Source organism: Enterococcus sp. AZ191 (genome assembly GCF_051713845.1).
GTDB classification, from domain to species: domain Bacteria; phylum Bacillota; class Bacilli; order Lactobacillales; family Enterococcaceae; genus Enterococcus_B; species Enterococcus_B durans.
In genome coordinates, this window is record NZ_JBIOQS010000001.1 from 409,655 (window position 1) to 436,310 (window position 26,656).

Sequence of the window (26,656 nt, forward strand, 5' to 3'; positions counted from 1 at the left end):
AACGCAACGGTCGTGCCCCAAAAAATGATGGAGTAAACTATTCAAGTATGGCGTAAAATTACTAATGAAGACAGAAAATTTCAACTGAATGTGGGACAAATCTAAAAATCAGGTTTGCTACAGACTATAATTCCGAATAAAACGACGTCCAAAGGTAAGTTTTTTTCGGAAATTTCAAAAAAACGAGCAATAAAAAAAGCGTATTATTCGTTTTTTTTCTCCAATTTCTCAAACCTAAACGACTTTTGTCTTGACCTCTATCAATGATTGTATCAGCTGGAACTTTTTCCGTCAGAACAAACAATAAAAAACGTGTAAACAAGCTCAGCAGCCGATGGCTGTCTCTAGTTTGTTTACACATTTTTTTGTTATTGAGTTGATTTTGAGGGAATATTCTTTCTCCTCAAAATTTTCTTCAATTTCATCTATACGTTTTTATGAATATGCCGATATCCTAAAAAAATACGTAGATCTTTTTATAATTCTTGGATTGCTGAAAAATGTTTATTCAATAAAACAGATTTTTGAGCGTATTAGTTTATCGCTTGATAAATTTAATGATATCCTAAAATTGATCAAGTGATAAAGAAAGAGATGTAGGTGATCCCATGAAAAAGATTCTCGTAATAGGCGCAGGAGTCGCCGGTCTAAGTGCTGCAGTTCGGTTACAAAAATTAGATTATGCAGTAACACTGTATGAAAAGGAAAGTCAGCCTGGTGGGAAAATGAACCAAATCAAAAAAGATGGCTTTACTTTTGATTTAGGACCAACTATCGTGATGATGCCCGAAATCTATCGTGAAGTTTTTGAATTTTGTGGAAAAGACCCTGATGACTATATTCCAATGAAAAAAGTTGATCCGATGCTCAAATTATATTTCAACAAGGAGCGTCCTCTTGAATTTTCCAATGATTTAACTGAGTTAATGCGAACGTTAGAAGACATATCATCAGAAGATGCTCAAGGATATATGGCTTTTTTAGCCGATATCTACAAACGTTATACGATTGCCAAAGAAGCTTTTATAACCAAATCTTTTCGCGGATTCTGGGATTTTTATAATCCTAAATCATTGTGGGCAGGGATTCGCTTGCGCACATTCAGTGACGCATATTCGTCTATTTCAAAATTCGTGAAAGATGAACGATTAAGAAAATCACTGGCATTTCAAACATTATATATTGGTGTTTCTCCTTACCAAGGTCCATCATTATATACGATCATTCCGATGATCGAGTTATTTTATGGTGTGTATTTTATTGAAGGTGGCATGTACACGTTAGCGACTTCTTTGGCTAAGTTATTTGTAGAATTAGGCGGGAAAATAGAATATGGAACGCCTGTCGATGAACTGATCATCGAAAATAAAGTAGCTCAAGGAGTTCGTATTGGAAACGAACAAGTTACAGCTGATGCGATTGTTTGCGGTGCTGATTTCCCTTATGCGATGCAAGAACTGATTCCAGATGAACACAAAAGAGGAAAATATACGAATAAAAAAATCGAGAACATGGAGTATTCTTGTTCCTGCTTTTTGATGTACTTAGGGTTAGATAAATGTTATCCGGAAGAGCAACTGCATAGTATTTATTTTGCCGATGATTTTAAGCAAAATGTGGATGATCTATTTGAGATCGGTAAGTTATCGGCGGACCCATCCTTTTATTTGTATCGTCCATCATTGATGGATCAAACACTTGCCCCTGAAGGACAGGAAGGGCTATATGTATTGGTCCCTGTTCCGGAGTTATCGATGTACGAGGATTGGTCAGATGAGATCGTTCAAGAGTATCGGCAAAAGGTCTTGACGTTAATCAAAGAGAAGACACTCTTCAAAGATATCGAGGCACACATTGTCTCGGAAACATATATGACACCAAAGGATTTTGAAAAACAGTTCAATGCATACAATGGTGCAACTTTTGGCTTGAAGCCGACATTGAAACAAAGCAACTACTACCGTCCGCATAACAAGTTTTCTGCGGCAAAAAATTTATATTTCTGTGGAAGCAGTACCCATCCAGGCGCAGGTGTACCGATCGTGATGCAAAGTGCGAAGCTAGCAGTAGAGGAGGTGTTGAAAGATGACAGGCGACAATGAACGATTGTTTGAGGTCTATCAAGCGGATTTTACTTACTGTGAAGCAGTCATCAAACAACACTCCAAATCATTCTATACCGCTTTTTCTCAACTGCCAAAAAGAAAGGCACAAAGTGTTTATGCTATCTATGCTTTTTGCCGTCAAGCAGATGATCTCATTGACTTGGAAGGAAATGTTGAAGGATTGGATAAGTTAGAACAGCAGTTAACCGATTTTGAAGCAGGAAAAGTACCCAATGCTCCTATCTGGCGTGCGTTAGCTGTGGTGTTTGCAAATTTTCCGATGGATTTAGCACCCTTTTACGACATGCTCAATGGTCAACGAAAAGATATATCATTTACGCAACCGAAGGATATGAAGGCGCTTGAGGACTATTGTTATTATGTAGCTGGAAGCGTCGGACTAATGTTGCTGCCATTGTTGACGGACCAAGCAACTAAAATAGCTGAACCAGCAAAAAAGTTAGGTGAGGCGATGCAGCTGACCAATATTTTGCGTGATGTAGGGGAAGATTACCAAATGGGCAGAGTATATTTACCAAAAGAAGAGATGGAAAAATTTCAAGTAACAGAAGAAACGTTGGAAAATAAAGCAGCTACACCAGCTTTTATTGCTTTATGGGAATCTCTGGCTGCGCAAGCAGAAGAACGGTATAAGCAATCTTTTGAAATGCTACCATCGATCCACAAAGATTGTCAGCTAGCACTAACAGCTGCAGCGTTTATTTATCGGGAGCAACTAGAGGCTATTAGAAAAAATCACTATCAAGTGTTTACTAGAAAAAATAAAATCAGTCATTTCCGTAAACTTCAATTGCTACGTGAAGTGACAAGTTATTTGGAAAAAATCAATCGGACTTCTTCTTTTATCTGAAAAAACGATAAAGGATTTACTCAGAACAATCTGTGGAAAAGGAAGAACAAAAAAGTTATTTGTTTGGATCTAGGCTTATTTAAGAAGGAGTTGCTTCTGTTTCCACCGTTTATTCGTTTTTAAAGAATGAGACAAAAGTGTTTCTTACTTTTGTCCCACGCTCTTTTTTTCAATTTCCGGAAAACCTGACTTTTGGACGCTGTTTATTTGGAATTAGAGTCTGTAGCAAAACTGATTTTTAGATTTGTCCCACATTTTTTAAATTTTAATTTGCGGATGTTCAAGAAGTGTTGAGCAATGACAGCTACGCCGCCGAAGAGAATTGCTTTTTCCCCCAGAAGTGTATTTCGAACAATGATTTCTTTTGTAAAGCGACTGCTTAGGGCGTTATTGATATAGTCGATCATTATCGGCAATTTACGGTAGAGGGGACTGTTGACCACGATGATATCAGGATCATAGATCATACTGATGTTATTGATACCAATACTTAACAATTCCGCATTTTTTTTTATTAAATGAAGTGCATCAGGATCTGCTTGATTCGCATAAGTCGCAATGATGTCTGAATTCGCATATTCAAGTTTTTTTTTGTGCGCAAATTCTTCATAAATGGCTTTGTTTGAAGCATATTGTTCTAAACAACCATGATTGCCACAGGGACAAGGGATGCCGTTGGGATACAAAATCGTGTGGCCGATCTCTCCAGACTTGCCATGTTTACCGATTTTTAAAATCCCGTCTTCCACAATGCCGCAACCAATGCCACTATGGCTACTGATACTAATCAAATTTTGTAAGGGAGAAGAAAAAGTATATTCACCTAAAGCAGCTAAATTCGCTTCGTTATGGATAAAAACCGGGAATGAGTAGTGATCCATCAATTGCTGTTTCAAATCAATCGTGTCTAAATCATAATAAGGGGTAAAAATTGCTTGTTCATCCAAGATGACCCCGTGGATGCCGATCGTCACTCCTACGATATCATACGGCGTAGATGGGTTATATGTCATCAAGTCAGCAATCGCTGTTTGCAAAAGTGCAACTACGTTTGTTGAATCAACAGAGATTTTCTCTTCTTCGACCGTAGCAATCGGCGTGCCATCAATATAAGACAACATACCCTCTAGATAGTCATAGCCGACATCAAAAGAAAGAGCAGTAGCAACTTTTCGATTGAATGTCAACATGATCGGTTTTCTGCCACCAGAGATTGAGGCATTCCCAATACGAGTTTGGATAATTAGTTGATCAGCCAACAATTTTTTGGTGATGTCTGAAACAGAAGCTTTGTTCAAACCAGTGGTAGCAGCTAACTCAGCTCTAAAGACTTCTTGTTTGTCGATGATGGCTTTAAGAATGTTCGCTTGGTTACTTTCACGAATGGTATATTTGCTTGAGATCATAAAAATTCCTTTCCTTATCCAGGAGATCTAGGTAATATAACAGGATTATCTATAAGTATATAGTGAAATAAAAAGTTTAACAAATGAATTTTTTTGAATGGTATCCCTATAAAAACGATCGTTATAAAAAAGATACCGAAGATGACCTGTCACCTTAAAAGTAAGTAGTACTAAAAAGGGGACAAGCCATTACCAGATGATATAAGCAGGTAGTCATTCCTCGTTATAGTTTCTTTTCAACTAATTTTAATTCTTCAAGTAGGGCTTTTCGTCGAGGATACTTTTCCTTTAATTCTTTGATCAAGAGTTGAGCGGAAACGATACTATTTGGTAAGCTAGCCATTTCTGTGATTAATCGAGCAATTTTATGATAATGTGGTCGAGTACCGGTTGGCTGGGCCATCTTTCGTAGTTCATATTCATATTTCTGTAAAAGGGCATCTGGCGCATGCTTTTTCAAATAAATGAAATAATGGCTCGCTTTTTCTAGTCCAGGTGCTTTAAGTACATAATCCAGCAGTAAATCATAGCGCTTTTCTTGTGAATAGAATAAGCCCACACCGACATGGTTTCGTAATTTTTCTAATAAGTCGGCACTACGTTTTTCCCATTCTTCGGGTGTACAAACTTTTTTCAATTGATGGATCAAATTCATATCTACTACACTATTTTCAATCAATAAACGATAGATTTGATTTGCGTATTCCTGTATGTTGCCTAATTTTTGGTAAAGTCGTTTTAGGGAATAACGATGTAGTAAAACCAAATCTGGAGAATGATTGTCCATTTCGATGCTTGCTTTCAATACAGTGACAGCTTCAGCATACGCCTTCTTTTTTTGGAGATAGTCCACATATTGCGAACGTGCAGCAGGAGAAGACCAGTTTTCTTTGACCGCATAGTGGATCTGATTGGCCGAATAATTCAGCATTTCCATCTGTTTCACTGAAAGAAACCGTTTAGGGGTTGCTGGATTCTTTTTTTTCTGGGTATTGCTAGCGTAACTCGTATCTTCTGAATGACTACCTATTTTCTCATTCAAGAGTTTATGTATGTATAAATTAGAATAGATTCGTTGTGGATTGTCTGCTTGAGCGGTAAGTCTTTGGATCAACTCTTCTTCTTCTCTTGCTGTAGCATAACGGAACAGTATTTTTAAAGAGGTATAACAATGGTTCAGCAAGCGATCAATTGCTTGAGTAGAATAACAAATTTCTGAAAAATCGATTATTTTAATGATTGCATTGACTACTTCAAAACCATGTAAAACTTTCTTTTGTTTAATTGAACGTTTCACTTGTAACTCTGTAAAGCGGATCATCTCTGTTGTGAATACGTCAACTCTTTCAGAAGGGGCATTGCCATCAATGTTATTTTTATGAGTCGTGACAATTGTGTCGGAATGAGCAGGAGCTGCTGATCCATCGAGTGAAATATGCCGGTAAAAGCGTTGCGCCAACCGCGGATCCTCTTGTAAAACAATAGTCAAAAAACTTTGGATCTGCGTGTCATCTGCATGAGTGATCGATTGTGCTATCTCTCGCTCGCATTCTTTGGGGAAATGCGTTTCATATTCGAATAAGAGCGCAACTAAGTGGGGGCATTGTTTTACAGATGGGCACAGGCAATCACAGGTTGTGTGTAAGATCTGATGTGTATCATCTAAAACAATCATGGCATTTTTTTCTGTATCGTCCGTAATTTTAGCGGTCATTTGTTGTTTTTCAATCGTAAACTCAAGGACACGCTTTTCTAAAAAATAAGAATAACCTAAGTCTAACGTCTTTTCTAAAAAATAACTTTGCCAATCTTTCAAAGTAAATTCCTCCTTAAAACTTTTTACTTAATAAGTTTAACGGATAATAGAAAGTAAAACAGTATTTTTTTTATAATACTATTGTTATTTAATAGAAAATAAATAAGAACATTGTCGAGAATTTAACCTACAAAAATTTTTCAATGATTTCTTGATTTTCTGGACGATGCTCATTTTCTAGTACAGCAATTTTATGGATCAACTCTGCTAAAGTCATTTGTTCCATTTCTCGTTCCACTTTTTCTTGTAATCGAGAATAGCTTTCTGTCAAAGCTTCTTGGATATTGGCGCCCACCACACAATTTGGGTTGGTTTTTGGGTCGACTTGGATCAAGTTTGTATTGCCTTCAATGCTTTGATACACATCAAGTAGCGTAATTTTTTCTGGTTTTCTTGCTAAAGAAGGAGCTGCTTTGCCATTTTGAGTAATAATCAGTCCAGATTTTTTTAGTTTGCTCATGATTTTTCGGACATTTGCTGCGCTAGTTTCGATACTTTTGGCAATCATTTCACTTGATAATAGATTGCTGTCTTGGAAGATTTTAATGTAGGCTAAAATATGAATTGCATCACTGAATTGTAAAGAATATTTCATAGGAATACCTCCTGGTAGTTTTTCTCTTGACTTATCTTAGCATACTCTTTAAGATAATGGTGTAACTTATAAATGTACAGGTTGGAAATTTAAGAAATAGTTAGACAATCAAAGGAGTGGTCAATATGACTTATTTAGTAACAGGAGCAACTGGTGGTTTTGGGAAATACGCTGTAAATTATTTGAAAGGGCTTGTTCCAAATGAAGAAATCTATGTGCTTGCTCGGAGTGAAGAAAAAGGAGCAGGGTTAAAAAATGAAGGGATGAATGTTCGAATTGGTGATTATTCTGATCTTTCATCGATGAAGAAGGCATTGACAGGAATCGATCGTTTGCTTTTTGTTTCTGGTGCACCGGGGAATCGTCAAGAGGAACATGAGAATGTAGTGAAGGCTGCGAAAAAAAGTGGTGTCTCTTATATTGCGTATACTAGCTTTGCAGATGCAGATCATTCAACTAGTATCTTAGCTCCGGATCATCAATTTACAGAGAAAGTAATCAAAGATTCTGGTATTCCCCATACTTTTTTACGGAATAACTGGTATTTAGAAAATGAATGGCCAATTATTGAGCTTGCTTTAAAGACAGGTCGTTTTGTTTATGCTGCAGGGGACGGAAAAACAGGATGGGCGCTCAAACGCGAATACGCAGAAGTGGCAGCTAAAGCAGTAGCAGGTTCTGCATTTCCAGAAGTACTAGAATTATCAGGAAAACCAGTCACTTATGAAGAACTAGGTCAAACGTTGAAACAAGTGGTAGATCAACCGATTGAAATCATTCAAACTGACAATCAGGGATTTATGAAACACTTGGAAGAAGCAGGATATCCTGAAGCAGCGGCACAAATGTTTGGAGCTATCCAAGAGGATATTAAAAATGGCCAACTAAATGTTGTGTCTGATGATTTTGAAAAAGCATTAGAAAAACCGTTGATTTCTTTAGAAGAAGGCTTAAGAGAATTAATGAAGTAACTCAATAAGAAAAGCATTTCAGATGGCATAGGAGGTCGAGACAAAAGTGTTTCTTACTTTTGTCCCAACCTCTTTTTTTGAAATTCCCGAAAAACCTGACTTTGGGACGCCGTTTATTTGAGAGAGGCTGGGACAGAAGTGTTTAACTCCGAGAAATAAGAAGAAATGAACGAAAATTTCTTTTCAAATTTTTGTGAATTTCGGCTTATTTCCGAAGGAGTTGCTTCTGCTCCCGCCGTTTATTCGAGAGTCTGTCAAAAAAATGATTTAGAGAGCGTCGATTGGGATGCTTTTTTTAGATGTTTTTTATATGTTCGAGAAATTTTTCTGCTACTAGTGATGCGATTGATGTTTGTTTACAGATCAATGAAGAAAGTGAGGCTTTTCCTCTTTCTTCTTTTTTTGAAGTAAACGTAACTATTTTTTCTTTATTTCATGTATACTGATTAATGTGTAGGATTTATGAGAATTTTTTTAGAATAGTTACTATTTTAACCATAAAATTTAACATTTAGACTATACAACATTCAGATAATAAAAAGAATCAATAAGGAGAGTGTCATGAAATTTAGAAGTTTTCTACTAAGTACGATTATTTTAGGGAGCCTAGTTATCACCAATGCAACCGTTCTAGCAGAAGAAATCGGATCATCAACCTCTGAGACTACTGAAGTCAATCAAACGAATGAAGTACAAACAACGGAAACAAGTGCTAGTTTTCTAACACAAACAACGGAGGCTGTAAGTACAACAGATACAGTAACGGATACTTCCGCTACAAATGAAACAGCAACAAGTGAAACACCAACAAACGAAAATCCAGAAACAACAGAAGAAATCACGAATCAATTGACGGATGGACAAACGATCACACATACGCACCAAGCAGATTTATCTGAATTTACAAATGGTGTGATGGCACGCTCAGCTCGAGTTGCCAACACTTCGCAGCAAGTATTCATCGATAGCATTGCTTCTTCCGCTCAAAGTCTAGCGAATGAAAATGATTTATATGCATCAGTTATGATTGCCCAAGCAATTGTAGAAAGTGGTTGGGGGAAAAGCACACTTTCCGCAGCTCCAAACTATAACTTATTTGGGATCAAAGGGAATTACCAAGGGCAATCTGTCACGATGCCAACTTCTGAATATGTAAATGGACAGTGGATCACTGTCAATGCAGCATTTAGAAAATATCCTTCCTATAAAGAATCATTACAAGACAATGTCAAAGTATTAAAAACGACTTCTTTCCAATCTGGTGTATATTACTACTCGGGTGCTTGGAAAAGTAATACCAAGTCATACAAAGATGCAACAGCTTGGCTGACTGGTCGTTATGCGACTGCGCCAAATTATGGGTCCACATTGAATAGTGTCATCGAAACCTATAATTTGACCCAATATGATACAGCGAAGGTGTCAACTTCCCCAATGTATCGCCTCTACAATAAACATACAGGTGAACATTTGTATACATTGAATGCTGGAGAAAAAGATTATTTGCCAAAAGTGGGTTGGAAATATGAAGGGATTGCTTGGCAAGCACCGAATAGTGGCCAACCGGTTTATCGGATGTATAACCCTTATAGCGGAGACCATCACTATACAATGGCGCAATCAGAAATTAACTTTCTAAAACCATTAGGCTGGCGTTATGAAGGATTGAGCTTCTATTCTGGGGGTTCCAAACCTATTTATCGCCTGTTTAATCCAAATGAAAAAACTGGGACACATCACTATACTCTAAGTGCTTCTGAAAGAGATTTCCTTACGCCATTAGGTTGGAAATATGAAGGAATAGGTTTTTACGGATATTAGTCCACTTTTACTAACTAAATAAAAAGAAGACCCTTTTCGATTGATTTCTTTATTACCAGAAGGTCGAGACAAAAGTCGTTTAGGTTTGAGAAATTGGAGAGAAAAACGAACAATACGCTTTTTGTATTGCTCGTTTTTTTTTTTTTTTTTTGAAATTTCCGAAGAACCTGACTTTTGGACACCGTTTATTTGAGAGAGGCTGGGATAGAAGTGTTTAACTCCGAGAAATAAGAAGAAATTAGCGAAAATTACTTTTCAAATTTTTGTGAATTTCGGCTTATTTCCGAAGGAGTTGCTTCTGCTCCCGCCGTTTATTCAGAATTAGGGTCTGTAGCAAACCTGATTTTTAGATTTGTCCCACACTCAGGTAGATGAAGCATAAGTCGTAAAAAGGCTTTCTTTTTTTATTTGAAAAAAATACTTACACAAAAGTTTTAAATGTGCTACGATAACCTTCGTGACAAAATTAAAGGAGTGGTATAGTTGCCTACAAACAAAAAAGAAGGAATAATTTTTACAACAATGATGTGTTTCTTGATGGTATTAGGAATGAGTGTGTACAATCTATGGCTTCATGGGGATTTGCAGTTTTCTAGTCTTCTAATCGGTCTAGTACCTGGATTTGTTGTTGCCTTCATTTTAGATGTGTTTATCATTGGAGTTATTGCAAAAAAAATAGCTTTCAAGCTACCTGTTAATCCAGAAAGCAAGTTTCAGATGATCGTGACGATTTCTTGTCTAATGGTCTTAGGAATGGTTACTTGCATGTCTTTATTTGGTATCATCCTTGAACAAGGTATTCCAGATCAATTACTTTCTTTATATTTAAATGCTTGGAAAATGAATGTGATTGCTGCATTGCCATTGCAATTACTGATCGTTGGTCCAATTTCTAGAAGTGTATTAAGTAAAATCCAAAATTAACAAAAGGTATGTAATGATTCAATAGATGTAAAAAAAGCCGACTCTTCATTGGAGCGGCTCTCTAAGTTGGACTTCTAACTTACGGGGGCGTTTCAATAGTGAGGGGCTTTTTTTATTTAATCAAAAAAGGTTTGCATCATTTCTCGTACTTGTTGGCACCAATCAAGCTCTTGTTGGCAAAGTAAGATTCGACGCTGGATTACGACATAACGACCAAATTCTTCTCGTTTATCAATCGAAAGATCGACCAATTTTGCTTGGTTTTTTTGCATGATTTTGTTCAATTGCTGTTCTCGTGTAAAAAGCAATCCAGTTGCTGTTGTTTTATCTAAGGTTGAGAAGGCGTAGATTTTGGCTAGAAATTCGTCTTTTTGCGTAGGAGCAGGAGTTTCTTCTTTGATCCATTCTTCTACTAAAGAACGTCCTTCATCGGTTAACGTATAAATCTTTTTTTGGGAATGTTCTTCAATTTCTAGAACAGTGATATACCCTTTCTGATCTAACTTTGCCAAGGTAGTATAGATCTGGCTGTGGTGAGCTTCCCAAAAAATCGTAATAAGTTGTTTCAATTCGTAACCTGATCGAGGTTTAGACAAAAGAACGCACAATAGGATATAGGCTAAAGTATTCATACGATACCTCCTGACTGATTTCTTTTTATTATAGCACATCCTTTCTTCCTAGGTTTACATGTGCATATTGACATGTAAAATAAATCATGTATGATGCTATATAGAAAGAAAGGAATGGAAAACTTGGAGAATCAATTAGAAATAAGTGAACAAACAAAAGGAAAAAATTCAGCACTTGTCGTAGCTGCTACATGTATGATTTCATTTATGGGGGTCGGTCTGGTCGATCCAATCTTGAAGACAATAGCTGCGCAATTAGATGCAACACCTGCTCAAACGACGTTATTATTTACTAGTTATATGCTTGTTACTGGAGTAGCTATGCTATTTACGGGCTTTTTATCAAGTCGTATCGGTTTGAAAAAAACGTTGATGGCGGGATTATTTATCATTGTTATATTTGCTGGACTTGGTGGATTATCTAATAATATCAATACGTTGATTGGCTTGCGTGCCGGTTGGGGTGTCGGAAATGCATTATTTGTTTCAACGGCACTAGCAACGATTGTTAGTATCTTAGTGGGGAATACAGAAAAAGCAATCATGATGTATGAAGCTGCTTTGGGTTGCGGAATGGCAGTCGGTCCCTTAGTTGGTGGTATTTTAGGAAGTGGTTCATGGCGTTATCCATTTTATGGAGTAGCAACTTTGATGTTTTTAGGATTTATTGCACTAGCATTTCTTTTACCAGAAGCTGAAAAGCCAAAAACAAAAGTTGGCTTTTGGGAAGGCGTGAAAGCATTAAGCAACCATAAGTTACGCTCTGTTGGTTTGATTGCTTTATTATACAATTTTGGATTTTTTACGTTATTGGCTTATGCACCTTTCTTATTGGTAGGATATAGCGAATTAGAAGTCGGTTTTGTTTTCTTTGGCTGGGGTGTGTTATTAGCGATTGCTTCCATTTTCGTTGCACCAGCACTAGAAAAGAAATTCACGACTTACCGCACGATTTTAGTTGCTTTTATTTTCTTCATCATTTGTTTGGCATTATTGGGAGCAGGCGCATCGTTCCAAGTACTTGTACCAATCAGTATTGTTCTTTCTGGTTTTTTCCAAGGGATCATCAATACATTGCTAACAACGATTGCAATGGAAATACCTGGGTTGCAACGAAACGTTGCTTCTTCAAGTTATAGCTTTGTTCGTTTCTTTGGTGGGGCACTGGCTCCGTTTATTGCCGGTGAGATTGGTGAAAAAATGGGAGAAAGTTATGCGTTTTATTTTGCGGCAATCATTGTGGTGATCAGCGTAGTCTGTATCATTTATCATCGCAACTATTTTGTCACAAGTGAAGGGGAAGAATAAGTTTGATAGGAATGTGGGACAAATCTAAAAATCAGGTTTGCTACAGACTCTAATTCTGAATAAACGGCGGGAGCAGAAGCAACTCCTTCTTAAATCAGCCGAAATTCACAAAAATGTGAAAAGCAATTTTCGTTAATTTCGGCTGATTTCTCGGAGTTAAACACTTCTATCCCAGCCTCTCTCAAATAAACGGCGTCCAAAAGCCAGGTTTTTCGGAAATTTCAAAAAAATGAGCAATACAAAAAACGTATTGTTCGTTTTTCTCTCCAATTTCTCAAACCTAAACGACTTTTGTATCGACCTCTTTTTTACTGGAAAGTCGAGCAGTTATGAGATACAATCCAAGGGAGAAAGGGAGGGGAAAACATGTTAGAAGAGTATTTTAAAGAAGTTGGCCTAACGTATATTGAGCTTCCTATTGAATTGGTAGATGGCCGTCCTGTGTATCAAGGCTATCTAAAAGAACTACCGATACTTAACGCAACTGGCGAGTCGAGAAAAGTGATGCAACAGAAATTGGCGAAATTATACCAAGTCTATCGTGAACAATTGCTTGCTGAAGTGGAAGAAGAAAAAGAAAAAACGATGAATTTGTCGATGGATGAACTTTTGCGCTATTACGATGGGGAAACATTTGATGGTTTTGCTATTTTGGACCATGAAGATGAAAATTATTAGTAAGAGATTGTAAAAAGATGCTAAGAATATTTTTGAGAAGACTGTAAGAGAAGCTAGAACTAGAACAGAAGTGTTTTGTTTCAAGGGGAAATCTTCGGAAATATCAAAAAAAAAAACGAGGTTGGGACAGAAGTGTTTAACTCCGAGAAATCAGCCGAAATTCACGGAAATTGCTTTTCACATTTTTGTGAATTTCGGCTGATTTAAGAAGGAGTTGCTTCTGCTCCCACCGTTTATTCGTTTTTAATGAATGAGACAAAAGTGTTTCTTACTTTTGTCCCACGTTCGTTTTTTCTTCAATTTCTCAAATCTAAACGACTTTGGTCTCGATCTCTTTTCTTAATTGATAGAATGACTGATTTTCTTACTGTTTGTATCCATTATTTGAATCGATTGGTAAGGTTACTCTTATTTAATTGGTATTTATACGAAAGATGGAAGATACCTGCAATCAGTAAAGTGATCGTATAAGCAATCGATTGGTTAAAAGCAAAAGTGTAATTGAGTATAGCTAGTGCACTTAAAGAGATCATATAACTGAGATATAAGCGCCAAACCATTCCTTTTGGACCAATTCGTTGCAGATAACTACTCCACTTTGCTTGCGCATTTCGCAAGCTTCTTTTTTTAAACTGGAAAAAAAGAGCTAAAAGGCCAACACCTAAAAAAGCAGAGAGATTCAAGGAAACGATATAAACAAAGAAAATTTTTAGAATTTCAAACATAGTGGGACCTTTCTAAATAAAATTTTCAACATACATACTAAAAAGAAGATTTAGCATAGTTTATTTTGAAGCACGTAAATGTTTCGTGTGAAACAATTTAACGGATTTGACCATCTCCATAAATGACATATTTGGTGGAAGTCAATTCATTCAACCCCATTGGTCCACGCGCATGTAGTTTTTGTGTGGAAATGCCGATTTCTGCACCAAAACCGAAGACAGCGCCATCTGTGAAGCGAGTAGAGGCATTGACATAGACAGCGGCGGCGTCAACTTCATTCAAAAAGCGTTGGCTAGCTTGGTAACTGTCTGTGACGATGGCTTCAGAATGCTTCGTGTTATGCTGATTGATGTGTGTGATTGCATCATCTAAGGAATCAACCACTTTTACTGCTAAAATATAATCCAGATATTCGGTGTCCCAATCATTTTCTTCTGCTAGCGTAGCGGTTTCTAAGTAGTCCATAGCCCGAGCATCTGCGCGCAAGGAAACACCATGTTCAACGAGTTCTTTTTCAATGATTGGTAAAAAGAAAGGTGCAATTTCTGAATGGATCAGTAAGGTTTCTGCTGCATTGCATACCGAAGGACGAGAGGCCTTTGCGTTGACAATGATCTCAACCGCCATAGACAATTGGGCATCCTTATCGATATAGACATGGTTGTTTCCTGTGCCTGTTTCAATAATCGGTACTGTTGCTTGTTCTTTGACGCGACGGATCAAGTTTGCACCACCACGAGGAATCAAAACATCCAAGTAGTCGGTTAATTGCATCAATTGTTCTGCTGTTTCATGTGACGTGTCATCAACAAATTGGATGGCATAAGGGGATTGTCCAGCGCTCACTAATGTTTGTTGCAGTAATTGAACCAACAACTGATTTGAGGAGAAGGCTTCTTTTCCACCACGTAGGATGACCGCATTTCCTGATTTAAAAGCTAAGCTGGCTGCATCAGTAGTGACGTTTGGTCTGGATTCATAGATGATCCCGATGACACCAAGTGGCACTCGTTTTTTCCCAATCAAGAGACCATCAGCATTAGTCCACATTTGATCTACTTTTCCAATAGGATCATCTAATTGGGCGACTTTGTTCATTTCTTCTGCCATTGCATGGATTCGTTCCGGTGTTAGACGTAAGCGATCTAGCATCGTTTCATTGATACCATTTTCTTCAGCTTGTGCTAAATCTTTCTGGTTGGCTTCTAATAGTGCGCCTTGATTTTTTTTGATCGTCAACGCCATTTGTTTCAATAGAGAATTTTTTGCTCAGTACTCATCAATGCAAGTGTATGGGCACTTTTCTTTGCATCTTTTCCAAGTTGGTTTAAATCAGTCATGACTGTTCCTCCTTAAATAGTGTGCCAATTTCTTTTCCAGCTAATAGGTCAAAAATGATCTTAGGATCTTTTCCATTTGCCAAGATCATCGTGCTTTGTGCTTCAAAAATACGTAAGGCGGCTTTTAATTTACTATGCATGCCGCCAGTTCCAAAGGTCGAACCTGCACAACCGGCTTGTTCCATTAGTGTATTATCGATTGCCGTAACAGTTTGGTACATTTTGGCATTGGGATTGACTGTCGGATTATCTGAATAAAAACCATCGATATCGGATAAGACGATCAATAAGTCCGCATTGATCAGTTTTGTAACAATGGCAGACAATTGGTCGTTGTCGCCGAATTTTGTTAAGTGGTCTAATTCATCGACGGCTACAGTATCATTCTCATTAACGATTGGTATCGTGCCCATCGCCAATAACTGCTCCAACGTATTTACAACATTCTTTCTGCTTTCCGGAAAATCGATCACATCTCTAGTAACTAAGATTTGGGCAGTTTGCTGATTATAGACAGTAAAACGCTGATTGTAGATGTTCATTAATTCAGCTTGACCGATTGCCGCTATGGCTTGTTGTTCAGGAATGGTAGCCGGGCGGGTCGAGCGATTCGTTTTATGCATCCCGACACCTACAGCACCAGAAGAGACTAAGACGACCTCTTTTCCACGATTGTGCAGATCAGATAGAACAAATGCAAGTTGATCGATGGCAGCTAGATTGATTGTCCCATTAGGATAGATCAACGTACTTGTTCCGACTTTAATAACAATTCGATTGGCTTTGATAACTTCTTTTCGCATGTGACACCTCTATAATTATTTACACTGATAGATTTCGTTCTATTCTACTTGTTTTGTACCATAAAGTCATGTTAAAAATCTAATTTTTTTTTCAGTAGAAATGGTGATTTTCTTCAGCATAACAGAATTTCATGAAGAATTTTTAAAGAAGAGCTTTTGTTCCAATGGATATGTTAAAATAAAAATAGTTTATTCTGGGAGGAAATTCGGTGAAAAAAAGAGGATTTGAAGTTATATCAACTTATGAAGAGCAACAAATAAACTTACCCAAAAGAGCCACACATCATGCTGCAGGCTATGATTTTGAAGCGGCAGAAGAAATTGTGATTCCAAGTGTATGGAAAGCGGGACTAAAGCAAGGAATGGCAGCAATGACTGAGGTATTGAAAAATAACATGGTGGCAGACGAAGAGAAAAAAATCAAACCCGTACTCGTGCCAACTGGTATCAAGGCATATATGGGGGAAGAGGAGTTCTTACAGTTAGCGAACCGTTCAAGTAATCCATTGAAACGCTTTTTGATCTTGACCAATGGTGTGGGTGTGATCGACAGTGACTATTACAACAATGAAGCAAATGAAGGACATATCATGTTCCAGTTCACCAACTTCGGCTTCAAAGATGTAGTCATCAAAAAAGGTGAGCGGATTGGTCAAGGAATCTTCCTACCGTTCTTAAAAGCAGATCAAGATCAGACGGAAAATGCCCGTCAAGGCGGTTTTGGTTCATCCAACCAACATTGATTTAAGGTAGAGTTAAATTTAAAAAGATAATTTAAGGAGGCGAGACGATGGCAAAAAAAGCAAAAGTGCAATTTGTCTGTCAGAACTGTGGGTATGTTTCGCCTAAATTTTTAGGGCGATGCCCGAATTGTGGAAAATGGAATACGATGGTGGAAGAAATTGAGCAGGATACTAGCGACCGCAGAACTAGGACGAGCTTAACTGGTGAAAAAGCGAAGCCAACTAAAATTGCGGAAGTCATCCCCAAAAAAGAATCACGGGTAAAAACGAAACTTGCTGAATTGAATCGAGTATTAGGCGGCGGTGTTGTTCCAGGATCAATGATCTTGATCGGTGGAGATCCAGGTATCGGGAAATCGACGTTGTTATTACAAGTTTCACAACAACTTGCAGACATCGGTGGTAAAGTATTGTATGTATCTGGTGAAGAAAGCGCTGAGCAAATCAAGTTACGTGCGGAACGTCTAGGATCGATCGACACGGAATTTTATTTATACGCAGAAACAGATATGAATGAGATCAGCCGAGCAATTGAACAAATCTCTCCTGATTATGTCATTATTGATTCCATCCAAACAATGACACAACCGGATATCACGAGTGTAGCAGGTAGCGTGAGTCAAGTGCGGGAAACGACCGCAGAATTATTAAAAATTGCCAAAACGAACGGTATCGCTATTTTTATCGTTGGACATGTCACAAAAGAAGGGGCGATTGCAGGTCCAAGAATGCTCGAACACATGGTAGATACGGTTCTTTATTTCGAAGGAGAACAACACCATAGTTTCCGTATTTTAAGAGCGGTGAAGAATCGATTTGGTTCGACAAATGAAATTGGTATTTTTGAGATGCACGAGCATGGATTGGAGGAAGTGGCGAATCCTTCACAGATTTTCTTAGAAGAGCGCTTAGAAGGCGCAACCGGTTCAGCCATCGTGGTGGCGATGGAAGGTACTCGTCCTATTTTAGTAGAGATCCAAGCGCTTGTGACGCCCACGATGTTCGGAAACGCAAAACGAACAACGACTGGCTTAGATTTTAACCGAGTCTCACTGATCATGGCTGTCCTAGAAAAAAGAGCAGGCTTATTGTTGCAGAATCAAGATGCTTACTTAAAAGCGGCTGGTGGGGTAAAATTAAATGAACCGGCTATTGATTTAGCTATTGCGATCAGTATTGCTTCGAGTTACAAAGAAAAAGGAACACAGCCAACAGAATGCTTTATTGGCGAAATCGGTTTGACTGGTGAAATCAGACGGGTAAGTCATATTGAGCAGAGGGTCAAAGAAGTACAGAAATTAGGATTTACAAAAGTGTATCTGCCAAAAAATAATCTTGGCGGATGGCAACCACCTCAGGGAATCGAAGTAGTGGGCGTAGCCACATTAGCTGAAACATTAAAACGTGTGTTTCGCTAAAATCAAAAATCAAATGAATGAAATGGAGGAACGAATATGCAAAAATGTGTCATCACCTTGTTGATGGTCATTGTCGGCGCAAGCTTAGGGATTTCCTTTTTACCTACGGCTTGGCAGACAGTGGGTCAACAATCAAATGGATGGCTGAATAATACATTTACCAATAGCCTGTTAGGCGCACTTATTTTCTTTCTATTATCTTTGCTATTGGCAAAACATATTTCAGCTGTAATCAAACAGATCGAAGAAAAATTAAGTGAAGTGAGCTTGACCTATCTCTTATTTGGAGCGATCGGGGCAATCATCGGGTTAACATTAGGTGTGATTATTTCAACGCCACTGTACAATACGAATATACCAGTTGTTAATAGTGTCTTGCCGATCTTATTGATGGTCATTTTAGGCTATCTAGGATTGAGAATGGGGACGACTCGGATTGACGAGTGGAAAAAAATCTTTGGGTCTCGAAATAAAAAAACGGAACAAGAAACAGCTAGCGAGGTAGAAAGTCAGCTATTAGAACGCAAACAAGGTGAAAACTTCCATAAATACAAAATCTTGGATACTAGCGTGATCATTGATGGGCGAATCTATGACATCACGAAAACGGGCTTTTTAGAAGGCACATTGATGATCCCGAATTTTGTCTTGTATGAATTACAATATATTGCCGATTCAGGAGATAGCTTGAAGCGAGTACGTGGACGTCGTGGGTTAGATATTTTGAATGCTTTGCAAAAAGAAGAAGGAATATCTGTTGAAATGTATGATGGGGACTTCGAAGATATCACAGAAGTGGATAGTAAATTGATCAAATTAGCTAAATTACTAGACGGTGTGATCGTGACAAACGATTACAACTTGAATAAAGTCTCTGAATTTCAAAATGTCCCAGTTTTGAACATCAATGCGTTAGCGAATGCAGTTAAACCTGTTGTGATCCCAGGAGAAAACATGAACGTATTGGTAGTTAAGGCAGGAACTGAACGTCAGCAAGGAGTAGCTTATCTTGATGATGGTACGATGGTCGTTGTTGAAGATGGACAGCATTATATGAACGAACACATTGAGGTCGTTGTAACGAGTGCGTTGCAAACTGCGGCTGGTCGCATGATTTTTGCTAAGCCAGCTCATGCAGGACGCGGAATCGACAATAAAAAAGAAACAGAAAAAAGTAAATAAGCTGAAATAATCTATAAAAATAGCCAACTGGTAAGGAATTTCAACCAGTTGGCTTTACTATTTACCTTATAAAAGGTAAAATTTGGCTGAGTGGCTTTTATTTTTTGTCGAAAAGCCTATAAAGAATTATGGAACAATTAAAATGAAATAGCCTCTTGCTAAATCGTTTTGTTCATTTGTTCGTAAATGAATCAGCCCATAGCTCTTAAAGACTAGTTTGAAAGAAGAGGAAGAAAATGACGAAAGTACGCGTACGCTATGCACCAAGTCCAACCGGGCACTTGCATATTGGGAATGCTCGAACAGCATTATTCAATTATTTGTTTGCCCGCCACAATGATGGAGATTTTATTATTCGTATCGAGGATACAGATCAAAAACGAAACATTGAAGACGGTGAAAAAAGCCAGTTGGAAAATCTAGCTTGGTTAGGGATGGATTGGGATGAATCTCCTGAAAATCCTGGAGAATATGGTCCGTATCGTCAATCAGAAAGAAAAGAAATCTATCAGCCTCTAATTGATCAATTACTTGCAAGCAATCGTGCTTACAAGTGCTATTGTACAGAAGAAGAATTAGAAGCAGAACGTGAAGCACAACGCGCACGAGGAGAAATGCCACATTACGCTGGTACTTGTGCTAACCTTACACCTGAAGAACAAGCAAAAAAAGAAGCTCAAGGTTTAGAACCTGTAATTCGTTTCCGTGTTCCTCGTAACACAGAATACAAATTCACGGACATGGTCAAAGGCGATATCTCATTTGAATCAGATAATATCGGTGGCGACTACGTGATCCAAAAACGTGATGGCATGCCTACTTACAACTTCGCTGTAGCGGTAGATGACCATTTGATGAAGATCACACATGTTTTGCGTGGAGACGATCATATTGCGAACACACCAAAACAATTGATGATCTATGAAGCGTTTGGCTGGACACCACCAACTTTTGGCCACATGACCTTGATCATCAATACAGAAACAGGGAAAAAACTAAGTAAGCGTGATGAATCGATCCTTCAATTCATCGAACAATATCGTGAACTAGGCTACTTACCAGATGCAATGTTCAACTTTATTGCTTTATTGGGGTGGTCACCAGTTGGAGAAGATGAACTGTTCAACCAAGCAGATCTGATCAAAATGTTTGATCCAAACCGTTTGAGTAAATCTCCAGCAGCGTTCGATGCTAAGAAACTACAGTGGGTCAATAACCATTACATCAAAGAAATGGATTTAGATAAGCTAACAGATATGTGTCTTCCTTATTTGATTGCTGATGGACGTGTTCAAGAAAATCCTGATGAAAAAACAATCGAATGGGTGAAAAAGATCGTTAGTCTGTATCAACCTCAAATGAGTTATGCAGCTGAAATCGTGGATATGTCTGCATTGTTCTTCAATGAACATCCTGTATTGAATGATGCAGCGAAAGAAGTATTGGCTGGCGAAACAGTTCCAACCGTTCTGACAGCTTTCAAAGCGCAATTAGAACAAATGGAAGTAGTGGATGCACCAACAGTCAAAGCTGCAATCAAAGCAGTTCAAAAAGAAACAGGTGTGAAAGGAAAAAATCTATTCATGCCAATTCGTGTCGCTGTTTCTGGACAAATGCATGGTCCAGAATTACCAGAAACGATCGAATTGCTTGGACGTGAAAAATCCTTAGCGCATTTAAATCAAGTAATAGATTAAACACGTTGAACAGAAAGAAGTAGGTAATCGTTGATTTTAAGAGAGGCGACGGCTGGTGAAAGTCGCTAATCAATTTTTACTGAAATGCCTCTGGGAGTGGTCTTGACGAACATTGAATCAGAAGAGTTTCTCGCTTCTTTCAGTAAAGTAGTCAGGGACGTAAACGCGAACGTTATCCGTCAAAGGTAATCGTGTTTGATTATAAAGAAAAGTGGAACCACGCAAGTAGCGTCTTTTAATAAGGAAACTTATTTAAAGGCGCTTATTTGTTTATCCAAAAGAAAATACATACACACAAAGTGAAGAAAGGAGTGACAATAGATGGGGTGGTTTACCCGTGCCGTAGAGGCAGCCAAGAAAAATGATCCAGCTGCACGTTCGACTTTAGAAGTCGTATTGACTTATCCAGGTTTCCATGCATTGTTTTGGCACCGAGTCTCTCACTACTTATATGAGCATCGACTTTATTTACTGGCAAAAATCAACGCACAATTCTGGCGTTTCATAACAGGGATCGAAATACATCCTGGTGCAAAAATTGGACAAGGTGTGTTTATTGACCACGGGATGGGCATCGTGATCGGCGAAACGGCAGAAGTGGCTGATGACGTGGTCCTTTTCCATGGGGTCACTTTAGGCGGTACTGGAAAAGTAACAGGAAAGAGACATCCAACCATCAAACAAGGTGCGATGCTTTCTGCGAATGCGCAGATATTGGGGCCGGTCACTATCGGTAAGAATGCCAAAATCGGTGCAGGAGCAGTCGTTTTGAAAGATATTCCAGATGATGCAACAGCTGTTGGTATCCCTGCAAAAGTGGTACGGATCAAAGGTGAAAAAGTGAGGAGATCAGAATGATAAAGATTTATAATACATTAACTAGAAAAAAAGAACTATTTACGCCAATCAACGAAGGGAAGGTGGGGATGTATGTCTGCGGACCGACAGTATATAACTACATCCATATCGGCAATGCACGTAGTACGATTGCTTTTGACACGATCCGTCGTTATTTTGAGTATCGAGGATATCAAGTCGACTATATCTCCAATTTTACAGATGTCGATGATAAGATCATCCGTGTGGCAAATGAGTTAGGCGTGACAGCACCAGAAGTAGCCGATCGTTTTATCCAGGCGTTTGAAGAAGACACACAAGCATTGAATGTGGAGCCAGCGACACTCCATCCCCGTGTGATGGACCACATGCCTGATATTATCTCATTCATCCAGACACTTGTTGAAAAAGGATATGGGTACGAAGCAAATGGGGATGTCTATTACCGTACAAGAAAATTCAGATCTTACGGAAAATTAAGTGACCAATCCATTGATGAATTAGAGATCGGTGCAAGTCAACGTACTGGAGAAGAGCAAAGTCAAAAAGAGGACCCTCTTGATTTTGCCCTTTGGAAAAAAGCAAAAAATGGAGAGATCTCTTGGGATTCCCCATGGAGCAAAGGACGTCCAGGCTGGCATATCGAGTGCTCTGTCATGGCAACAAAACATCTTGGTGATACAATTGATATCCATGGTGGTGGACAAGATTTAGAATTCCCTCATCATGAAAATGAAATTGCACAAAGTGAAGCAAAAACAGGCAAGAAATTTGCCAATTATTGGATGCACAACGGCTTCGTGACTATCGGTGAAGAAGACCAAAAAATGAGTAAGTCACTAGGAAACTTTATTACAGTACATGAACTGATCCAGACAGTTGATCCGCAAGTAATCCGTTTCTTCATGGCAACTACCCAATATCGTCGACCGATTCGTTACAGTGAGACGACAATGAAAGAAGCAGCGACGAACTTGCAACGGTTAAGAAATACGTTCGATAATGTTCAATTCCGTTTGCCAACGGCTATAGGGCATTCAGAAGCAGATGCGCATCTTTTAATGGAATTAGACCAGATCGAGCAGCGTTTCATTGAAGAAATGGATGATGACTTCAATTCAGCTAACGGGATCACTGTAGTATATGAATTAGCGAAATGGTTGAATACGTACTTAGAAAAGAGTGAAGTTTCTGCTGCAGTATTAGAAAAAGGAAAAGCTTTATTTACACAATGGCTATCGATCTTTGGTATTTTATTTACCTCCGTTGAATTATTGGATGAAGAAATCGAACAGCTGATTGAAGAACGGACACAAGCAAGAAAAAATCGTGATTTTGCCCGTAGTGATGAAATCAGAGACTTATTAAAAGAAAAGGGGATCTTGCTTGATGATACACCGCAAGGGACTCGTTGGAGAAGAGAAGCATGAAAGATTATACACAATTAAATGGACTAGCCTTAGCTTATGTAGGCGATGCTATCTATGAAATCTATGTCAGAGATTACTTGATCGAGCAAGGAGAAACCAAGCCCAATAAACTCCACCGCGCAGCTACAAGCTATGTTTCAGCGAATGCGCAAGCTTATTTGATCAAAAAAATGTTAGAAGAACAGTTGATGACGGCAGAAGAGGAAATCTACTACCGTAGAGGAAGAAATGCCAAAAGTCACACAAGTGCGAAAAATGCAGATATTGCTACTTATCGGATTGCAACAGGTTTTGAAGCATTGATGGGGTATTTGCATTTAACAAAACAAACAGAACGAATGGAAGAATTGATTCGTTGGTGTATCCAGAAAGTCGGTGAAAAAAATGAGTAGAGAAAAAAATGAGCGCAACTACACGAAACGCAATAAAAAAAATCAACAAAAGTCACCTAAATTTGTACAGAATAAAGCAAGCAGACCCGAGTCAGTGATGAAATCAGCAGAAGAGGAACCACTAGAAGATAATTTTATTTTTGGGCATCATGCGTCGGTTGAAGCTTTGCAACAAGGACGTGGCAACAAGTTGTTCCTTCAAGAAGACGCCCATGGAGAAAAAATCGATGAGCTAAAAACAATTGCTAAAGAGCAGTCAGTTCCAGTTAAATGGGTACCAAAGCAAAAATTGGATACTTTGAGTGATCATGGCGTACACCAAGGGATCGTTCTAGCTATCACACCTTATGAGTATCTTTCGCTGGATCAATTACTGATACAGGCAAAGGAGAAGACGGAAACACCGTTCTTCTTGATTTTAGATAGTATTGAAGATCCACATAATTTCGGATCTATATTACGAACAGCAGATGCTAGTGGAGTAGATGGAGTAATCATTCCAAAGCATCGTGCAGTAGGAATCACCCCTATCGTAACAAAAACCTCTACAGGGGCTGTCGAACACGTGCTAGTTGCCAGAGTGACAAATCTTGTTCAAACGGTCCAACAGCTCAAAGAAGAAGGATTCTGGGTATTTGGTACCGATATGGATGGAACAAACTTTCAAAAATGGAACGCGCAAGGTTCAATTGCATTAGTCATTGGTAATGAAGGACGTGGCATAAGTCCAGGTCTAAAAAAAGAGATGGACGAGCTATTGACGATCCCAATGATTGGACATGTACAAAGTTTGAATGCCAGTGTCGCAGCAGGTCTTTTGATGTACCAAGCTTTCTCTCAACGACAGGGGGAATAAGCGATGAAAAAACAGCTGTTGATCGTAGATGGATATAACATGATCGGCTCTTGGCCTGAGTTAGTAGCACTAAAAAAACAAGATAAAATGGCGGATGCCAGAGAAGCGCTCCTTCACCGATTATCTAATTATGCAAAATATGAAGGAATCGAAGTAATTATTGTTTTTGATGCACAACTAGTTCCAGGTATCCAACAAAATTACAAAAAATATCAGCTAGAGGTAGTATTCACAAAAGAAGATGAAACTGCGGATAGCTATATCGAACGAATCGCAGGAGAACTAAACGATCGATTGACCCAAGTGACAGTTGCTACCAGCGACTTGGCAGAACAATGGATGATTTTTTCGCAAGGCGCTCTACGAACATCTGCATATGAGTTGTATAAAACGATCAAGAAAACGGAAAAAAATATAGCTCAAGATAATATAAATATGCGTTTTGTGGATTTTCGTCGGAACTCTCCTTGGAATGACGAACAATTAGCAAAACTGTCCCAAAAGTTAGACGATTTAATGCGAAAAGATAAATAACATTGTTATATAGTCAATTACCACGTGAATTGATGATAAGATTCCTCCATAATCGAATGTATGGAGGAATTATTTTATGTCTGAGGAGTTATTGCATGCCGCACGTAACGGTGATGAGGAAGCATTTGCTACCCTGTATCAAAAATATTTTCCACTTTTATTGCGTTTAAAGAATATGTATTATTTACGGAATTACGTTTATGAAGATTGGGAACAAGAAGCAAGGATAGCTTTGTACCAAGCTTTGAAAACTTATGAAAATAACAAGGGAGTCAGTTTTGGGAGCTATTATAAAAGTATTATCAGCAATCAGATCTATTCATTATTGAGAAAGCAAAATGCGCTGAAACGCAGAGATCAAAAAGATGAGATTTCGATTGATCAAAAAATCGAGACGGAGGGTCCAGATTTTTTAGCTGAGATCACGATGCAAGAACCGTTAGCGGTTCAGCATTTGTTGTTGCATGAAGCGATTGAAGACTGCCACATCAAATTTTCAAAAAAGGAAGCAAAAATATTCTATTATTATATGCAGGGAGCAGATTTTACGGAAATGGCAGAAGCGCTTTCTATGGATATCAAACAAGTAAAAAGTGCATATAGTCGAGTGAAATTTAAAATAAAACAACATTTAAGAAAATATAATGAGGAATAATTCATCAAATTATTAATGTTATTTTTATTTGTTTTTATTGCTTTTCTTTTTTTTGTATGGTAAACTTGAAAAATTTTGAAACGTGTAGTATACTGGTAAATGAGGTGAACTGTATGCCAACAACTTTAGCTACAATCAAAAAAGATTTAGAAGGTCGTATCGGCAGCCCGATCATGCTGGTTGCTCAGACAGGAAGAAAGCGTCAAACAGAACGCCGAGGCGTTTTAACAGAAACCTATCCTTCAGTATTCGTTGTTGATTTGGATCCTGAAGAAAATTCTTTTGAACGAGTATCGTATAGTTACTCTGATGTACTTACTCGAACAGTCGAAATCGAATTTTTAACTGAAGCAGTTTAAAAAGCAAGCGAGCCTAATGTCGTATCAGGTTCGTTTGCTTTTTTGTTGATAAATCGGTATGCTGATGAAAAAGCAAAGTCGGAGGTAGGTCACATGAAGTATCACGTTAAACCATTTTCTGAGTTAAATACGGAAGAGTTTTATGCCATTGTCAAAGAGCGGATCGCTGTTTTTGTTGTTGAGCAAAACTGTCCATATCAAGAAGTCGATGAGATCGATGAACAAGCATGGCACACCTATTTTAAAGATGATGGTGGCAATATTTCAGCGTATACAAGGGTCTATGAAGCACAAGATGCTATTCATTTTGGGCGGGTATTAGTGAATAAGGAGCATCGTAAAGAAGGCTTGGGGCGAAAAATACTTCAACAAACGATCGCATTTATTCAAGAGAAGTATCCAAATCAGCCGATCGTTATTGGTGCACAAGTATATCTTCGTTCTTTTTATGAATCATTTGGATTCGAAGCAATCTCTGATGTTTACTTAGAAGATGACATCCCTCATATTGATATGAAGCTTGGATGATCGAGCATTTCGCAACCTAAAATTCATGT

Annotated in this window: 25 protein-coding genes, 2 pseudogenes and 1 other annotated feature; of the genes and pseudogenes, 20 read left to right on the forward strand and 7 right to left on the reverse strand. The window is 38.3% G+C overall.

Annotated elements, in window-relative coordinates:
• The first annotated feature begins 608 nt into the window (after nt 1–608).
• Together IGI47_RS02010 and IGI47_RS02015 are read left to right on the forward strand one after the other, a co-directional pair.
• Nucleotides 609–2,102, forward strand: a complete 1,494-nt coding sequence (locus tag IGI47_RS02010; RefSeq protein ID WP_311930553.1) for a phytoene desaturase family protein — start codon at nt 609–611, stop codon at nt 2,100–2,102.
• Nucleotides 2,086–2,976 carry a phytoene/squalene synthase family protein gene (locus tag IGI47_RS02015; RefSeq protein ID WP_311930552.1) on the forward strand — a complete coding sequence of 297 codons (891 nt, stop codon included), beginning with the start codon at nt 2,086–2,088 and terminating at the stop codon, nt 2,974–2,976. The genes IGI47_RS02010 and IGI47_RS02015 overlap by 17 nt, the downstream gene beginning before the upstream one ends.
• Nucleotides 2,977–3,179: 203 nt before the next feature.
• Here IGI47_RS02015 and IGI47_RS02020 read toward each other — a convergent pair whose 3' ends face one another.
• The 3 genes from IGI47_RS02020 to IGI47_RS02030 all read right to left on the reverse strand — a co-directional run bounded on the left by IGI47_RS02020 (nt 3,180) and on the right by IGI47_RS02030 (nt 6,793).
• A complete protein-coding gene (locus IGI47_RS02020; RefSeq protein WP_438783193.1) occupies nt 3,180–4,382 on the reverse strand; it encodes an ROK family protein in 1,203 nt (400 codons plus the stop codon).
• A 223-nt stretch (nt 4,383–4,605) separates the two neighbouring features.
• Entirely contained in the window at nt 4,606–6,198 is a 1,593-nt protein-coding gene (locus IGI47_RS02025; protein ID WP_438783194.1) for a hypothetical protein, read from the reverse strand.
• A gap of 127 nt (nt 6,199–6,325) precedes the next feature.
• The gene (locus IGI47_RS02030) at nt 6,326–6,793 is read right to left on the reverse strand and encodes an Rrf2 family transcriptional regulator (RefSeq protein ID WP_311930549.1); all 468 of its coding nucleotides are present in this window, start codon (nt 6,791–6,793) and stop codon (nt 6,326–6,328) included.
• A 125-nt stretch (nt 6,794–6,918) separates the two neighbouring features.
• Between IGI47_RS02030 and IGI47_RS02035 the strand changes: the two genes are divergently transcribed.
• From IGI47_RS02035 to IGI47_RS02050, 4 genes and pseudogenes are all read left to right on the forward strand, one after another.
• The gene (locus IGI47_RS02035; RefSeq protein WP_438783196.1) at nt 6,919–7,764 is read left to right on the forward strand and encodes an SDR family oxidoreductase; all 846 of its coding nucleotides are present in this window, start codon (nt 6,919–6,921) and stop codon (nt 7,762–7,764) included.
• A 561-nt stretch (nt 7,765–8,325) separates the two neighbouring features.
• Nucleotides 8,326–9,585 carry a glycoside hydrolase family 73 protein gene (locus IGI47_RS02040; RefSeq protein WP_311930547.1) on the forward strand — a complete coding sequence of 420 codons (1,260 nt, stop codon included), beginning with the start codon at nt 8,326–8,328 and terminating at the stop codon, nt 9,583–9,585.
• Nucleotides 9,586–9,793: 208 nt separating this feature from the next.
• A pseudogene (locus IGI47_RS02045) lies at nt 9,794–9,910 on the forward strand (DUF3788 family protein); the annotation flags it as partial.
• Between the two features lie 158 nt (nt 9,911–10,068).
• Entirely contained in the window at nt 10,069–10,509 is a 441-nt protein-coding gene (locus IGI47_RS02050; RefSeq protein WP_311930546.1) for a DUF2798 domain-containing protein, read from the forward strand.
• A 116-nt stretch (nt 10,510–10,625) separates the two neighbouring features.
• On the opposite strand, the gene IGI47_RS02055 is transcribed toward IGI47_RS02050, so the two are convergent.
• A complete protein-coding gene (locus IGI47_RS02055) occupies nt 10,626–11,141 on the reverse strand; it encodes a PadR family transcriptional regulator (protein WP_081135285.1) in 516 nt (171 codons plus the stop codon).
• Nucleotides 11,142–11,255: 114 nt separating this feature from the next.
• Here IGI47_RS02055 and IGI47_RS02060 point away from each other — a divergent pair, with 114 nt between their 5' ends.
• On the forward strand, nt 11,256–12,449 hold the full coding sequence (locus tag IGI47_RS02060; RefSeq protein ID WP_438783198.1) for an MFS transporter: 1,194 nt from the start codon (nt 11,256–11,258) through the stop codon (nt 12,447–12,449).
• Nucleotides 12,450–12,815: 366 nt separating this feature from the next.
• Complete coding sequence (locus IGI47_RS02065) at nt 12,816–13,127, forward strand: hypothetical protein (protein ID WP_438783199.1); 312 nt, start codon at nt 12,816–12,818, stop codon at nt 13,125–13,127.
• 380 nt (nt 13,128–13,507) lie between these two features.
• Here IGI47_RS02065 and IGI47_RS02070 read toward each other — a convergent pair whose 3' ends face one another.
• From IGI47_RS02070 to proB, 3 genes and pseudogenes are all read right to left on the reverse strand, one after another.
• Nucleotides 13,508–13,852 carry a hypothetical protein gene (locus tag IGI47_RS02070; protein WP_311930543.1) on the reverse strand — a complete coding sequence of 115 codons (345 nt, stop codon included), beginning with the start codon at nt 13,850–13,852 and terminating at the stop codon, nt 13,508–13,510.
• 97 nt (nt 13,853–13,949) lie between these two features.
• Nucleotides 13,950–15,193: pseudogene (locus IGI47_RS02075) on the reverse strand (glutamate-5-semialdehyde dehydrogenase).
• Complete coding sequence (gene proB, locus IGI47_RS02080) at nt 15,190–15,996, reverse strand: glutamate 5-kinase (RefSeq protein WP_438783200.1); 807 nt, start codon at nt 15,994–15,996, stop codon at nt 15,190–15,192. Before proB ends, IGI47_RS02075 begins: the two are co-directional and overlap by 4 nt.
• 209 nt (nt 15,997–16,205) lie before the next feature.
• On the opposite strand from proB, the gene IGI47_RS02085 reads away from it, so the two are divergent.
• From IGI47_RS02085 to IGI47_RS02140, 12 genes are all read left to right on the forward strand, one after another.
• Nucleotides 16,206–16,739: an SPbeta phage deoxyuridine 5'-triphosphate nucleotidohydrolase gene (locus IGI47_RS02085; RefSeq protein WP_005876905.1), complete on the forward strand. Its 534-nt coding sequence runs from the start codon at nt 16,206–16,208 to the stop codon at nt 16,737–16,739.
• Between the two features lie 47 nt (nt 16,740–16,786).
• Nucleotides 16,787–18,157 carry a DNA repair protein RadA gene (gene radA / locus IGI47_RS02090; protein ID WP_311930540.1) on the forward strand — a complete coding sequence of 457 codons (1,371 nt, stop codon included), beginning with the start codon at nt 16,787–16,789 and terminating at the stop codon, nt 18,155–18,157.
• 36 nt (nt 18,158–18,193) lie between these two features.
• Nucleotides 18,194–19,339 (forward strand): PIN/TRAM domain-containing protein, encoded by a 1,146-nt coding sequence (locus IGI47_RS02095; protein ID WP_438783201.1) that lies wholly within the window; start codon nt 18,194–18,196, stop codon nt 19,337–19,339.
• Between the two features lie 236 nt (nt 19,340–19,575).
• The gene (gene gltX / locus IGI47_RS02100; RefSeq protein WP_311930539.1) at nt 19,576–21,036 is read left to right on the forward strand and encodes a glutamate--tRNA ligase; all 1,461 of its coding nucleotides are present in this window, start codon (nt 19,576–19,578) and stop codon (nt 21,034–21,036) included.
• Nucleotides 21,033–21,275: a binding site (T-box leader), on the forward strand. (Overlaps the previous gene by 4 nt.)
• An 82-nt stretch (nt 21,276–21,357) precedes the next feature.
• Nucleotides 21,358–21,894 (forward strand): serine O-acetyltransferase EpsC, encoded by a 537-nt coding sequence (gene epsC, locus IGI47_RS02105; protein WP_311930538.1) that lies wholly within the window; start codon nt 21,358–21,360, stop codon nt 21,892–21,894.
• Nucleotides 21,891–23,303, forward strand: a complete 1,413-nt coding sequence (gene cysS / locus IGI47_RS02110; protein ID WP_438783202.1) for a cysteine--tRNA ligase — start codon at nt 21,891–21,893, stop codon at nt 23,301–23,303. Before epsC ends, cysS begins: the two co-directional genes overlap by 4 nt.
• Nucleotides 23,300–23,695, forward strand: coding sequence for a Mini-ribonuclease 3 (locus IGI47_RS02115; RefSeq protein ID WP_311930536.1), 396 nt, complete (start codon nt 23,300–23,302; stop codon nt 23,693–23,695). The genes cysS and IGI47_RS02115 overlap by 4 nt, the downstream gene beginning before the upstream one ends.
• The gene (rlmB, locus tag IGI47_RS02120; RefSeq protein ID WP_311930535.1) at nt 23,688–24,551 is read left to right on the forward strand and encodes a 23S rRNA (guanosine(2251)-2'-O)-methyltransferase RlmB; all 864 of its coding nucleotides are present in this window, start codon (nt 23,688–23,690) and stop codon (nt 24,549–24,551) included. The genes IGI47_RS02115 and rlmB overlap by 8 nt, the downstream gene beginning before the upstream one ends.
• Before the next feature lie 3 nt (nt 24,552–24,554).
• Nucleotides 24,555–25,085, forward strand: coding sequence for an NYN domain-containing protein (locus tag IGI47_RS02125; RefSeq protein ID WP_311930534.1), 531 nt, complete (start codon nt 24,555–24,557; stop codon nt 25,083–25,085).
• A gap of 76 nt (nt 25,086–25,161) precedes the next feature.
• Nucleotides 25,162–25,740 carry an RNA polymerase sigma factor gene (locus IGI47_RS02130; protein ID WP_311930533.1) on the forward strand — a complete coding sequence of 193 codons (579 nt, stop codon included), beginning with the start codon at nt 25,162–25,164 and terminating at the stop codon, nt 25,738–25,740.
• A 113-nt stretch (nt 25,741–25,853) separates the two neighbouring features.
• On the forward strand, nt 25,854–26,099 hold the full coding sequence (locus tag IGI47_RS02135) for a Veg family protein (RefSeq protein ID WP_005875105.1): 246 nt from the start codon (nt 25,854–25,856) through the stop codon (nt 26,097–26,099).
• Nucleotides 26,100–26,192: 93 nt separating this feature from the next.
• Nucleotides 26,193–26,627: a GNAT family N-acetyltransferase gene (locus IGI47_RS02140; protein WP_104661883.1), complete on the forward strand. Its 435-nt coding sequence runs from the start codon at nt 26,193–26,195 to the stop codon at nt 26,625–26,627.
• The last annotated feature ends 29 nt before the right edge of the window (nt 26,628–26,656 follow it).

Bases quoted from the DNA above. Each gene is read 5' to 3' on its own strand.
- IGI47_RS02035 (WP_438783196.1), top strand. From the start codon at position 6,919: ATGACTTATTTAGTAACAGGAGCAACTGGTGGTTTTGGGAAATACGCT.
- IGI47_RS02125 (WP_311930534.1), top strand. From the start codon at position 24,555: ATGAAAAAACAGCTGTTGATCGTAGATGGATATAACATGATCGGCTCT.
- IGI47_RS02095 (WP_438783201.1), top strand. From the start codon at position 18,194: ATGCAAAAATGTGTCATCACCTTGTTGATGGTCATTGTCGGCGCAAGC.
- IGI47_RS02140 (WP_104661883.1), top strand. From the start codon at position 26,193: ATGAAGTATCACGTTAAACCATTTTCTGAGTTAAATACGGAAGAGTTT.
- IGI47_RS02015 (WP_311930552.1), top strand. From the start codon at position 2,086: ATGACAGGCGACAATGAACGATTGTTTGAGGTCTATCAAGCGGATTTT.
- IGI47_RS02130 (WP_311930533.1), top strand. From the start codon at position 25,162: ATGTCTGAGGAGTTATTGCATGCCGCACGTAACGGTGATGAGGAAGCA.
- rlmB (WP_311930535.1), top strand. From the start codon at position 23,688: ATGAGTAGAGAAAAAAATGAGCGCAACTACACGAAACGCAATAAAAAA.
- IGI47_RS02040 (WP_311930547.1), top strand. From the start codon at position 8,326: ATGAAATTTAGAAGTTTTCTACTAAGTACGATTATTTTAGGGAGCCTA.
- IGI47_RS02065 (WP_438783199.1), top strand. From the start codon at position 12,816: ATGTTAGAAGAGTATTTTAAAGAAGTTGGCCTAACGTATATTGAGCTT.
- proB (WP_438783200.1), bottom strand. From the start codon at position 15,996: ATGCGAAAAGAAGTTATCAAAGCCAATCGAATTGTTATTAAAGTCGGA.
- radA (WP_311930540.1), top strand. From the start codon at position 16,787: ATGGCAAAAAAAGCAAAAGTGCAATTTGTCTGTCAGAACTGTGGGTAT.
- IGI47_RS02060 (WP_438783198.1), top strand. From the start codon at position 11,256: ATGGAAAACTTGGAGAATCAATTAGAAATAAGTGAACAAACAAAAGGA.
- gltX (WP_311930539.1), top strand. From the start codon at position 19,576: ATGACGAAAGTACGCGTACGCTATGCACCAAGTCCAACCGGGCACTTG.
- IGI47_RS02030 (WP_311930549.1), bottom strand. From the start codon at position 6,793: ATGAAATATTCTTTACAATTCAGTGATGCAATTCATATTTTAGCCTAC.
- IGI47_RS02020 (WP_438783193.1), bottom strand. From the start codon at position 4,382: ATGATCTCAAGCAAATATACCATTCGTGAAAGTAACCAAGCGAACATT.
- IGI47_RS02010 (WP_311930553.1), top strand. From the start codon at position 609: ATGAAAAAGATTCTCGTAATAGGCGCAGGAGTCGCCGGTCTAAGTGCT.
- cysS (WP_438783202.1), top strand. From the start codon at position 21,891: ATGATAAAGATTTATAATACATTAACTAGAAAAAAAGAACTATTTACG.
- IGI47_RS02115 (WP_311930536.1), top strand. From the start codon at position 23,300: ATGAAAGATTATACACAATTAAATGGACTAGCCTTAGCTTATGTAGGC.
- epsC (WP_311930538.1), top strand. From the start codon at position 21,358: ATGGGGTGGTTTACCCGTGCCGTAGAGGCAGCCAAGAAAAATGATCCA.
- IGI47_RS02135 (WP_005875105.1), top strand. From the start codon at position 25,854: ATGCCAACAACTTTAGCTACAATCAAAAAAGATTTAGAAGGTCGTATC.
- IGI47_RS02055 (WP_081135285.1), bottom strand. From the start codon at position 11,141: ATGAATACTTTAGCCTATATCCTATTGTGCGTTCTTTTGTCTAAACCT.
- IGI47_RS02070 (WP_311930543.1), bottom strand. From the start codon at position 13,852: ATGTTTGAAATTCTAAAAATTTTCTTTGTTTATATCGTTTCCTTGAAT.